Origin of the sequence: Bacillus chungangensis, from assembly GCF_030812995.1 — a bacterium.
GTDB lineage: Bacteria > Bacillota > Bacilli > Bacillales > Bacillaceae_C > Bacillus_CF > Bacillus_CF chungangensis.
The window spans coordinates 1-11,637 of record NZ_JAUSTT010000052.1 but is presented as its reverse complement, the minus strand read 5'-3'; the positions used below and the strand labels follow the sequence as shown (position 1 = coordinate 11,637).

General features: G+C 37.0%; 12 protein-coding genes and 1 pseudogene. 6 read left to right on the top strand and 7 right to left on the bottom strand.

The annotated features are described in order from the left end of the window. The first annotated feature begins 289 nt into the window (after positions 1-289). The 4 genes from J2S08_RS22210 to J2S08_RS22200 all read left to right on the top strand — a co-directional run bounded on the left by J2S08_RS22210 (position 290) and on the right by J2S08_RS22200 (position 1,729). Complete coding sequence (locus J2S08_RS22210; RefSeq protein WP_307233521.1) at positions 290-559, top strand: hypothetical protein; 270 nt, start codon at positions 290-292, stop codon at positions 557-559. After that, complete coding sequence (locus J2S08_RS22710) at positions 516-662, top strand: reverse transcriptase domain-containing protein (protein ID WP_370875742.1); 147 nt, start codon at positions 516-518, stop codon at positions 660-662. The genes J2S08_RS22210 and J2S08_RS22710 overlap by 44 nt, the downstream gene beginning before the upstream one ends. Further along, the gene (locus tag J2S08_RS22205) at positions 659-1,108 is read left to right on the top strand and encodes a reverse transcriptase domain-containing protein (RefSeq protein WP_307233519.1); all 450 of its coding nucleotides are present in this window, start codon (positions 659-661) and stop codon (positions 1,106-1,108) included. Before J2S08_RS22710 ends, J2S08_RS22205 begins: the two co-directional genes overlap by 4 nt. Before the next feature lie 99 nt (positions 1,109-1,207). After that, positions 1,208-1,729, top strand: coding sequence for a hypothetical protein (locus J2S08_RS22200; protein WP_307233517.1), 522 nt, complete (start codon positions 1,208-1,210; stop codon positions 1,727-1,729). A gap of 203 nt (positions 1,730-1,932) precedes the next feature. Here the strand turns inward: J2S08_RS22200 and J2S08_RS22195 are convergent. The 5 genes and pseudogenes from J2S08_RS22195 to J2S08_RS22175 all read right to left on the bottom strand — a co-directional run. Continuing rightward, a pseudogene (locus tag J2S08_RS22195) lies at positions 1,933-2,064 on the bottom strand (undecaprenyl-diphosphate phosphatase); the annotation flags it as partial. Between the two features lie 284 nt (positions 2,065-2,348). Next, a complete protein-coding gene (locus tag J2S08_RS22190) occupies positions 2,349-4,256 on the bottom strand; it encodes an FtsX-like permease family protein (protein ID WP_307233514.1) in 1,908 nt (635 codons plus the stop codon). 33 nt (positions 4,257-4,289) lie between these two features. Then, complete coding sequence (locus tag J2S08_RS22185; protein ID WP_307233512.1) at positions 4,290-5,063, bottom strand: ABC transporter ATP-binding protein; 774 nt, start codon at positions 5,061-5,063, stop codon at positions 4,290-4,292. 161 nt (positions 5,064-5,224) lie between these two features. After that, a complete protein-coding gene (locus J2S08_RS22180) occupies positions 5,225-6,229 on the bottom strand; it encodes a sensor histidine kinase (protein WP_307233511.1) in 1,005 nt (334 codons plus the stop codon). Beyond that, the gene (locus J2S08_RS22175) at positions 6,226-6,927 is read right to left on the bottom strand and encodes a response regulator transcription factor (RefSeq protein ID WP_307233508.1); all 702 of its coding nucleotides are present in this window, start codon (positions 6,925-6,927) and stop codon (positions 6,226-6,228) included. The genes J2S08_RS22180 and J2S08_RS22175 overlap by 4 nt, the downstream gene beginning before the upstream one ends. A gap of 715 nt (positions 6,928-7,642) precedes the next feature. Between J2S08_RS22175 and J2S08_RS22170 the strand changes: the two genes are divergently transcribed. Both J2S08_RS22170 and J2S08_RS22165 read left to right on the top strand, forming a co-directional pair. After that, positions 7,643-8,944, top strand: a complete 1,302-nt coding sequence (locus J2S08_RS22170) for an acyl-CoA thioesterase/bile acid-CoA:amino acid N-acyltransferase family protein (protein WP_307233506.1) — start codon at positions 7,643-7,645, stop codon at positions 8,942-8,944. Positions 8,945-9,158: 214 nt separating this feature from the next. Further along, positions 9,159-9,659 (top strand): DUF1572 family protein, encoded by a 501-nt coding sequence (locus J2S08_RS22165; RefSeq protein WP_307233505.1) that lies wholly within the window; start codon positions 9,159-9,161, stop codon positions 9,657-9,659. A 93-nt stretch (positions 9,660-9,752) separates the two neighbouring features. Here J2S08_RS22165 and tsaA read toward each other — a convergent pair whose 3' ends face one another. Together tsaA and J2S08_RS22155 are read right to left on the bottom strand one after the other, a co-directional pair. Continuing rightward, positions 9,753-10,223 (bottom strand): tRNA (N6-threonylcarbamoyladenosine(37)-N6)-methyltransferase TrmO, encoded by a 471-nt coding sequence (gene tsaA / locus J2S08_RS22160; protein ID WP_307233503.1) that lies wholly within the window; start codon positions 10,221-10,223, stop codon positions 9,753-9,755. 161 nt (positions 10,224-10,384) lie between these two features. After that, complete coding sequence (locus tag J2S08_RS22155; protein ID WP_307233501.1) at positions 10,385-11,503, bottom strand: RNA-guided endonuclease InsQ/TnpB family protein; 1,119 nt, start codon at positions 11,501-11,503, stop codon at positions 10,385-10,387. Positions 11,504-11,637 lie beyond the last annotated feature (134 nt).

Below are 11,637 nucleotides of genomic sequence, written 5' to 3'. Positions count from 1 at the left end.
ATCTTATCTCATTAATTCCAGATTTAGAATCTAAAGTTGCATCCAAAGGATGACATAAAGGAAAGCGGATTACGGGAAAACTGTACGATCCGTTTGATCGAGCGGACGGAGGAAGGCTTTTGCCGACCTCCTTCGACTCTACACGGAAGTAAGAATCTGACCAAACAGATTCTGAACGGAAGGGGGACGACCTTGTGGCTCTGTATCTGTAAAGATATGTAATGAAAACAGAAAACGTTACTTTGGTAAAAACGAACTGGAAGTACACAGTGAAAGGTGTGGAATAGGCTTGAATAAAGAGTTGAAAATGAAATGGCATAGTATTTATGGACAAATCTTGTTTGACCGTAAACTGAAAGAAACGTGGCTAAAAGTCAAAGCTAACGGTGGTGCTGGAGGAAGCGACGAGGTAACCATCAAAAGTTATGAGTGCAAAGAGAAAGAAAACCTTGATGCACTCTTAGAGAAACTACGAAAGAAAAGAATAGAAACCATCACCTGTTCGAAGAGTATACATTCCGAAGAAAAACGGAAAGAAACGTCCGTTAGGCATCCCTAATTTTGAAGACCGTATCGTCCAACAAGCAGTTGTAAATGTACTCGAACCAAAATTCGAGGATCATATCTTCCATAATTGGTCTTGTGGGTATCGACCAAATTGAGGAGCAAAACGTGTTTTACAAATTATCCATGGAACATCGAGAAAGGATACAATTACATCTATGACTGTGATATCAAAGGATTTTTAGATAACATTCCACACAAGAAATTGATGAGGGTACTAAACAAGTATGTCGCTGATGGTACAGCACTAGACATGATATGGAACTGGCTTAAAACTGGCTACATGGAAGAAGGAAAATACCATCGAGTTGACTCTGGTACACCGCAAGGTGGTTTCATCAGTCCGTTACTTGCGAACATCTATCTTAACGAACTAGATTGGACGCTAGACTTGAACAATATTCGATTTGTACGCTATGCAGATAACTTTCTTTTGTTTACGAAAACAGAAGAGGATATTAAAAGAACAGAGGAAATAACAAAAGAAAAGCAAAGAGCTAGGGCTGGAGATATCAATAGAGAAAACAAAGATTGTCAATTTTAATCGTGATGACCTTGATTTTCTAGGGTTTACTTTCGGACACTGGAGAAAACGAAAGAAGGATGGGAAACCTTACTATATAGCAAAGCCAAAGGAGAGAACGTGGAAAGATTTCAGGCAAAAATCAAAATGAAAACACGGAAAACACTTACTTTTAGTAAAGAAGAGTGGATAAATCGTGTAAATAAGATTATTCGTGGGAAAGTGAATTACTTTCTTACACTGTGGCAAGCCATAGAGGAGAATAAGAAATATGGACTCAATAGCAGCTGTTACTACAACACGTTCAAAAATGAACTACTCGCTATAGATGGCTATATAAGAAAAAGGCTAAGAGTAGCTATGATACACAAACATCCAAGCCAAAGAAAAGGATGGGCAATGTGTACAAAATGGAACATTGAATTCTTCGCAGGTATAGGACTAATTCCTTCTTTCTTACAATATTACGGCAAACAGTTTGGCTATGAACTGCTTGATTACTTACGCTATATGAAAGACAAACAAAGCAAGAAGTACAAACGGGCCATTGAAAGAGCAAAGGAAAAAGGAGAGAATTACTTCTCTCCTGAAACTGTTCGTAAAATGAAATATGCGCAACGTTTAGCAGCTTATAAATCATAACAAGTAACACATGGGTAAGCCGTATGCCTTAGTAGGGCACGTATGGTTTGATGATGGAGTAACCTCGACTACTCTATTTATATATATCAGTGGGTGGTATATTCGTTGGCTGAAAGCATCAATATGGAAGCCAGATAACATTTGGATGCATCGAGTCTCAGCAAGATCAGCCCCTTAATAATGCAAATGTCTTAGTTGCTCATTATTTCTAAACCGATAAAGTATTGAGCTAATTTTACATGTCCACTTGAAGAAATTGGGATCGGCTCAGTAAAACCTTGTAGCACCCCTAAAAACAAATATTTTAAAAGTAGGTATAAAGATTCAAAATCCATTCACTAAAACCTCCAGCTTTTATCCGACATGGTTGTTGTAGAAATAAAAGGTTGTAGTAGGAGGCGAGCTTTTTCTCCTCTTTCTTTTCCTTTTACTGCTATAAATAAAACGGGCCTACACAACGTAGGTTATTAAAGCGCTGCAAGAAACTAGGGAAGTTTTGGCAGCAGTGATCCTATGAAGTAAAAACAGTCACTTTTTAAGAATGCTCTTGATCTTAGCCTTTGTTCTATTTCTTATGAGTGGGGGATGAAAGAAAACCCCCACTCATTGAAGTTTCACTTTATCTAATTGCTTCTTTCAAATGTTTTACGTAGCGGAAACGTATAAGCAAGAACAACAACGTTTGTGCTACGAAAAAGCCGCCAATAACCATCGCTGCGGAACGGAATACGGACATATTGAAAAAGCTGTGCAATGCATACATTGCAACGGAACTATGGATAACCGCAACGATAAACGGTGCATAGAATAAAAGGGCAACTTGGGTTGACGCTACTTTACTAAGCTCTCGTTCGGAAAACCCAATTTTAGCAATTGCTTGATATTGCTTTTTGTCTTCTGTCAAATCGGTATATAATCGGAAGTAGATGAAGCTTCCAGTAGCGATAAAGAAAACGGAACTAATGAATAACCCAACAAACAAGATTAAACTATAAACTTGTTTTAAGAAATCGATATTAGTAGAAGTTGCTACAAATGAGTGAGCTTGATTTTCTTCTGAATAAAATTGCTCAGACAAATGCTTGCCGATATCGACTGTTTCCTTTTCATCAGGTACGTTAAACGCGATATACGCTTTATCTGGTTTTATATTTATTGCTTTATAAGTGTCATCAGTTACGACAAAATAGGATTCGTATTCTAAAAAACGGCTTGAAAAAACGGTTCTTTCTAAATCTTTTTTCTTCACTAATGTGACAGGACTTTCTTTAAAAGCAATATTGTCTTGTTCCTGCACTTTGTTTGGTTCATTAAAGTTGAAAGTTTGACGTGATGGCGTCACTTTGATAGCCTCTTGGTCGTTTAATGTTTCTTTAGCGTATCCTAAAGCGGTACTAAAACGATTGAACTCAGACAATGGAATAATCCCATAAGTTCTATCTTTATTGGCATCGGTTAAAAACACCACTTTGCGTGCTTCCAGTTTTGTATATTCCAATCCTTTTTCTTTTAGTGCTGTTTCTATTTGTGCGATATGCTTTTCTTCATGAAGATTATCTTTGTAAGAAGTATAATTAATAACAAACGGATCTTCATCTTTTGTCATTTGAATCATTGCTTCCTGAAAACCGGCAAAGGTGCCTAATGCACAAATAGTAACCGTGGATACAATTGCGACGAGAAAATACATTCTGGCATTATCTTTCATGCGATAAGCCAAGTCGGAAATTGCAATTAAATTCGTTCTCCGCCAGTACACATTGCGATTGCGCTTTAAGGAACGGATCGTAAACACGCTGAGCTGCGAAAATAGAAAGTATGTGCCAATGATGACGATCGTCACGACAGGCAGCATTGCAACGACAACCATTGGTCCTTTGACAAGGAAAGAAATAACGTAGCCAGTGAGAAGCAGGATTGCCGCTAACGCTGAAAGTATGAGCGAAGGCTTTGGTTCTCTCTTTGGTTTTGCACTTCCCCGCAGCAGTTCGATTATTTTATTGCCTCGTACTAAAATTGTCGTAAATGCAGAAATAACGAAAAATAGCAAACTAAAAGCAATCGTGGTAATCAATAAAGCTTTCCACGGCCAGTAGAATGGCAATTTTTCAATTCTCATGACATTTGCACCAATCATAAGAAATAGGTTGGAAAAGATCATGCCTGCTATAACACCACTAATAATCGCGGCTCCACCAATGATCATGTTTTCCATAAAGACAAGCCAATTGATTTGTTGCTTAGACATACCGTGCATCATTAATATGCCGAATTCCTTCTTCCGTGATTTTAAAAATGCACTAACAGAATAGAAGACGAAGAAGAAAGAAAAAATGTAAATAATAAATTCTGCTACACTGATAGCAGTTTTAGCAGCTCCAAATTCAGCTGCAACTAAGCTTGGGTGTGAAATAAACATCGCATAGACGAAAAACATCATGACAGAAAATGCACTAGACAAAAAATAGGCCGAATATGTCCGCATGTTCCGTGTCACATTTTTTAAAGCAAATTGCCTAAAATTCAATTCAGTTCCTCCTCTCTAGCTAAACCTATTAGTTTATAGCTGCTGCATTTTTGATAAATCATTGCCATGGCCTCCAAGTAAAGAGAGCATATCAATAATTTTTTGGAAAAAGGCTTGTCTATTTTCACCACGGAAAATCTCGTTGTACAGCTCTCCATCTTTAATAAATACGACTCGGTGACAATAACTTGCCGCAACTGCATCGTGGGTTACAAGCATCATTGTTGCCCCATCTGTACTGTTAATCTTCTCCAGAGTTTCCATGCAATCGCGTGCTGATTTTGAGTCTAAGTTTCCAGTTGGCTCATCAGCAAGTAGCAGCTTTGGTGTATGGATGATTGCACGAGCAATAGCGGCACGCTGCCGTTGTCCTCCGGAAACTTCAAACGTGCGTTTATTCAAGATGTTCTCAATTCCGAGTTTTTTTGCTACTTCATGGAGTTTTGTTTCCATCTCCCTCACGCTTTTTCCGTCAAGGGTTAGCGGCAAAATAATGTTTTCTCCTATTGTTAAAGTATCGAGTAAATTAAAGTCTTGAAATACAAAGCCTAGCTCCCGGCGCCGAAACTGAGCGAGTGCCGTCTTTTTTAAGCGATGTGGGTTTTTCCCATCAATTAAGACTTCTCCAGCTGTCGGGCTGTCGATGGTTGACACTAAATTTAACAGGGTCGTTTTCCCGCTTCCTGATGGGCCCATAATCCCAACAAATTCACCTTTATCGATTGTCAAATTTATATTAGACAACGCATGATAAGAAACTTTTCCTTCATAGACTTTATCAAGCCTGCGAATGGCTACCATTTCCATTTATATCAATTCTCCTTTTCTGTACGTTTAATTTTACTGTAACAGTTTGAACGCCATGCTTCCATGGCATAACCTTTAAACAAACTTACATTTGTGTAAGATATCAGGAAGCTGATGCGAATGTGATTCCTAAAGTTTTTAGAAAACAAAAAAGCCAATCCCTATGCAGGATTGACATCTTCTTGCAGCATTTCGTGAAAGATAATCCGGACATTTGTTCCGACACCGACTTCGGATTCAAGTTCAACTCGATGTCCAAGCCGTTTACACACTTCGTGGACAAGATACAATCCCATCCCTGTTGATTCTCGATATTGTCGGCCGTTCTCACCAGTAAAATAGGCGTCAAACACTCTTTTTTGATCTTCCTTTGGAATGCCGACCCCATGGTCCGCGACCTCCAGCACGACATGTTTCCCTCGTAAATAAACAGTGATTGTCACTTTTTGCCCCAGTCCTGATGAATAGCGGACGGCATTTGTGATCAATTGACTAAGGGCGAATGACAGCCATTTTTCGTCTGATGCAACAACCCATTTTTTATTGACAGCCACTTCAGGGTAGACGCGATTACGGATAAATAGCCGTTTGTTTGCTGTTACGATATTGCTAATCATTTCATCAAGATGAACAGGCTCGACGACGAAATCTTGTTCAAATTGATCTAGGCGAGAACTGTATAGAGCTGTTTCCAATCCGGCCGACAAGCGGTCTATTTCTTCGCGAATACTATCAAACACCGGATCGTCTTCGTGTTGAATTGTTAAATGAATGACTGAAAGCGGCGTCTTCATTTGATGCACCCACTGATTAATAAACGTAATACGATCCTGAAGCTTTTTTTCATACATGCGAATATCATTTTGATGCAGCCGATAGAGTGAAGCCATTAGTTCGTTAAGTCCAATAGCGAGAGGCTGACTCGATTGTTCAGCAAGTGCATCATTCATCTCGGTAATCGGCTCGGACAGACGAAAGTAGAAGGAACGCAGGGCAATGAAGCGGTAGCCTAAATAAAAAACAAATAGACAGGTGCTTAAAAACATCGCATACAAAATAGGCTCAAGGTGCCGATAGCCATCGAGCCAAAAAACAAATACCATTAACAACATTTGTATCGCATAGATCATTGTTAGCAGCAAATGATCACGTAAAAAAAGCTTCATTCATCCTCCCTCCATGTTGCTTTTAGCATATAGCCTGCGCCGCGTATTGTTTCAATAGCATTTTCAATTCCAAGCTCTTTTAATTTTTTGCGAACACGTGTCACGTATACGTTTAATGTATTATCATCTATGAAATGTTGATCGTCCCAAAGCTTTTCTAGCAGACGATCCCGACTTACAAGACGTGAGTCCCGCTCCATTAAAGTTTCTAGTAATTTGCTCTCTTTATGTCCAAGCTCTATTGATTTCCCTTGTAATGTTAGGACTAGCCGTTCAGGGTATAAAGTGAGTCCTGCGAATTCAACAGTTCGTTCTGCTGTTTGAGCGGCATAGGTTCCATAAGCTCGGCGCAAGTGACTTTTAATTTTTGCCATTACCACTTCATAATGAAATGGTTTCGTTATATAATCATCAGCTCCATTCTCAAGTGCCATTACTTGTTCCATCTTTCCTTCCCGTGCAGAAATAAACAAGATTGGACAAGTAGAAATAGAACGAATCTGTCTGCACCAATAAAAACCGTCATACCGCGGCAAATTGACATCCAAAATGACTAAATCTGGCTGCAGCCGTTGAAATTCACCTGTTACGTCATCAAAATCTTCCGTTATTTTCGCCCGATAATCGTATTTTTCAATATAAGATTGCAGTAGTTTGCTAATTTTTTGGTCATCTTCAACGATCATAATGGTAAACATACTATTTCTCCTCTCTCACATGAATCAATCTGGTACGATTACCTGTTTGAAGAACTTACAACATAATTGCTTTCATTATTATACCATTCTCTGACTTATTTACACTTCATAGCAAAGCGGAGGATAGGGACTGTTTGAGGAAGAGTTCGTATGAAAGAGTAGTTGGTAAAATGGGACGAAGTTTTAGCCTTTCCGATTAAAGGCATGGGGATAATGATTTAATTTAATAATCCAAATAAAAATACAAGGAAATGTTTCTTCATACTGTAAACGTTACTCTTTCATTATGACAATTTGCCAAATAACAGGTGTTTATTTTGCTGTTCAGCCGCTGTCATCTAAATGGATTAAGAAACTATAGAGCAATACTTTTTTCACAGGATATTCCCTTTCACTTTAATGTCAAGTGACAACCAGGCTTTAGGGGACATGATGAACACCAGAAATTAAATCGTTCACTTTTCGGAAGGTATTTCTTTTTCTAGAAAAGAATAGCGTAGACTTTTTTAGGATTAAATTTAGCAAAAAGACAACATATTGACTTTTGGAGGATTGCAAGTTATGATAATTAGACAATATAGTGTCTAATTATCATGTGAAGGCGGATTAATGGATTTATAAGATTTAAATCAAATTTTATTTCTTTGGTTAATAAAACTTGAGAGACACTTATTAGTTACTTTAGAGGATTTCCGCAAATACAGGAGGAATGATCATGAATATTCATGTTAATAAAAAAATTTCTATGTGTGATGAAAAACTAGATATTCATATTTCAGGATTACAACCATATGAACAAGTTAAAATTCAGGCTTCCATGTTTTTTCCATGGGCACCTTCAGAAAAATATCAATCTTTTGCAATATTTACTGCAGATGGAAAAGGAATAGTAAACCTATCGCGACAAAAGCCAAATGCAGGAACATACGATGATGTAAATGGAATGGGACTATTTCAATCTATGCAGAAAATTGCTAGTAAGAAAGTCAATATAGGGCTAAAGATGTCTGCCAATGAAAAAATACTAGTTGAAGTGATGGCTATCGGTAAACAAGAGAAAAGTAGCATGATTTTAGAGAGACATTTTATAAGTCCTGAAATAAAAAAGATTCCAATCACAGATGAATTTACTGGAGACTTATACTATTTTGATGAAGATAAGCCAACAATCATTGTCTTAGGAGGGTCTGACGGAAATTTACCAGCTACATCTACAATTGCTGCTCTCATAGCTTCTCATGAATTTAATACGCTAGCTGTAGGTTATTTTAATAATAAAAATACACCAGATAAGTTAGGGGAGGTGCCTATAGAATATTTTGAAAACATTTTTACATGGCTTCAAAATCATTCTTTATTGAAAGCGAAAGAATGTTATATTCACGGGACATCTAAAGGAGGGGAGTTAGCTTTATTACTTGCATCCATGTACCCCTATATTACTAAAGTAGTTGCTAATGCTCCCCATGCCTATAGCTTTCAAGCTTTAAATGGTAAAAAAACGTCTTCTTGGTCTTATCAGGGAAAAGGAGTTCCTTTTATCGAGTTAAAAAGTAAATATGTTTACTTAGATGTTATAAAAGGCTTTTTAAAGAACAAGCCTTTTGGGTTTGTTTCTTCATATCGTAAAGGCATTAGTGAAGCAAAGAATCGTGAAGAAGCTCGCATCAAAGTCGAAAATGCAAATGTAGATATCCTTTTAATTGCCGGTTGTGAAGATAATATTTGGAATACGTATGATGGGTGTATGACAATAATGAATTCATTAGAAAGTAATCATTATTCAAAGTTTTATTCTCTGTTAGCTTATAAAAATGCTGGACACCCTTTTCCTTATCCATATACTATTCCGTTATGTGAAACGTCAGACAAAAAAATAATGCCAAGAATCATGTTTTCCACCGGAGGAACTTTTAAAGGGAATTCCATGGCTCAAATTGACTCATGGGAAAAAACAATCGCCTTTTTTAAAGGCAAAATCAATGGAGTATCTAAAAACACAGTAAATCTAATTTAACTTAAGTACTCCGAAATCCATTCTCCATTTGCTCGGCAATAAGTAGTTTGTCGATTACGACAACGTTGGAAAATGAGTGTCATCCACCTTGGAGAATAAAAATGTATAGAACTAACATTTAGAGTTAAAAAATTAGATAAAAGTATGGTTAATAACATGAAACCCTTAACAATGATAGAATACCAGTAAATGACTTGTTAATGGGGGAGATTTTTTGGAGGAGATAGGGAAAGAGTATCTTTCCGTTACAGTAGACCAGTTTCATCATATGAAAAAACGGGCTGAAAAGGCAATTATTCAGTTAGACGAACAAGATCTTCATTGGAAACCAAATGAGCAATCAAATAATATCGCTATCATTATAAAACATCTTAGTGGCAACATGCATTCCAGATGGGTTGATTTTTTTTCAACTGATGGAGAAAAAGCATATCGAGACAGAGAGAATGAATTTATAGATGATATTCAATCGAAACAAGTATTAATGAAACGCTGGGAAGAAGGTTGGAAATTGTTGTTTCAAACGGTGGAACAATTGACCGAAGAGGATCTGCTAAAAACGGTCACGATTCGCAATAAACCAATCAGCGTGCTCCAAGCATTACAGATTGAAATAGCGCATATAAGCAATCATTTGGGGCAAATCTTATATATAGGAAAGCAAATAAAGGGAGGCGACTGGAAAATTTTAAGTATTCCTAAAAAAGATCAGTAGGATAGACGCCTACTGATCTTTTAAGAGGTTTCATCATCTAAGTATGAAATGATGATAAGCATGATATTCCTCACCACTGATGGAAGTATCACTTCAACTTCCATTCTTCACCCAGTAGTTTTTCATCAGGTCAGTGGACCATTTAGGCTGCTTTACCGTTGTACGAGGTAGAAATTCACGCATTACTGGCTTTATATCAATGATGGGTGTTCCATTAACCGCATCCAACCCTTTCACCAATAGAGTTGTCCCATCCCGTTCGAGCAGCTCAACGATCGTCAACCCTATCTTATTCGGTCTGTTCTTTCCCCGTTGGGCAAATATCCCGATTTTTGGGTAATCCTGATTATTTCTTGGGTGTCTTGCTTCATATTGAATGTGTTTATCGGCTACTTTATCAAAGTAGAAAATGATCTCCAAATGTGAGAATTCTTCTACTCCAAGCAAAGCTGCTTCCTTCAACTCTTCTACTAATCTAATCTCTGAAATAACCGCTCCCCAATCATCATCTTGAATTTGAGTTCGTGTATTTTTTACATATGCAATTGGTTTGATGTGAAACATTTATTCTCCGTTGCCAAAACCTTATAAAACTCTATAAAGCATTGTTTGCTTCCTGCTTCTACGTGTCCGATTTTGCCAAAGCTACTTTCGTTTGGTATAACACTCCACAGGCGTAAATTCGGATACAACGAATCCTACATATTAGCAATAACGTTTTCGTGTTAGCTTGCTAATTTATAACGTGACAAATTAATAGATGCGTTTAAATCTCTATCTATTCTTAATCCGCAATCACACTCATATATTCTGTTGGATAGTTTTAGTTTTTCCTTCATTTGTCCACAACAAGAACATATTTTAGATGATGGAAACCACTTGTCAGCTTCAATGAACTCAATCCCATACTTTTCACACTTATACTGTAATTTCACCTTGAAATCATATAATTTTTGTTGTGCGATAGCTTTTGACAAATGTTTATTCTTCATCATTCCCTTAATATTCAATGTCTCCGTAACAACTCTGCAAGGTTTGATTTTCACGATTGCAGTTGTTGCTTGGTGAATGTGATTATCACGAATGTTTGTCAAACGTCTATGTAGATGTCGTATTCGCTTTTCGATTTTTATAATGTTGCTTGTTTTGACAAAACGGTTTCCCTCCTTATTCATTTCATATTTGCGAGAAACTTGACGTTGCAACCTACGAAGGCGTTTCTCTGCCTGTTTTACTGTTTTTGTTTTGTTAATATTTTTGAAAGACATACCATTAGAGCATACAGCAAGTTCTTTAATGCCTACATCTACCCCTAAACTTTCATTTGTCAACTCTTGTTTTGGAATTTCTTTCTCAATCCCCACTGACAAATACCAATACTTACCGTCAAAACTAATCCGTGGGTTTACGTATTTAACGTTCACTGGTATTCGTTCAGATGTTTTAACCCACCCAACCTTTTCAATCAGAACTTCATTATTTTTAACTTTTAATTTCACATTATCATTATAAAAAGATGGTTTTGATTTCTTCTTGCTTTTAAAACGGGGCTTATCTGCTTGTTTCTTAAAGAATTTCTTATATGCATTACAGGCATCTTTAATAGCTTGTTTTGTGACATTGTTGGAAGCTTCATATAACCAAGCATATTCTTCTGTTTGTTTCAAAACAGTCAATTCTTTGCGAAGGATTCCATCAGATATGAATTTTCCACCTTGCTTATAATTTTCTTCTTGTTTACTTAGTACCCAGTTATATGCCCAACGTGCAGTCCCTGCTGATTTCCATAGTTGTTGTTCTTGTTTAGAAATTGGTTTAAGTCTAACTTTCCTCGCAAGTATCACTTTCCATCAACTCCTTAACCATCTTCTTAGCTTTATTGGTAGAAATGCTAACTTAAAAATGTACAACTAAGCTCACTTAAATATGTACACTTCTGCTCAACTTCATCATACTAATCATGAGGTGATTAGTATGT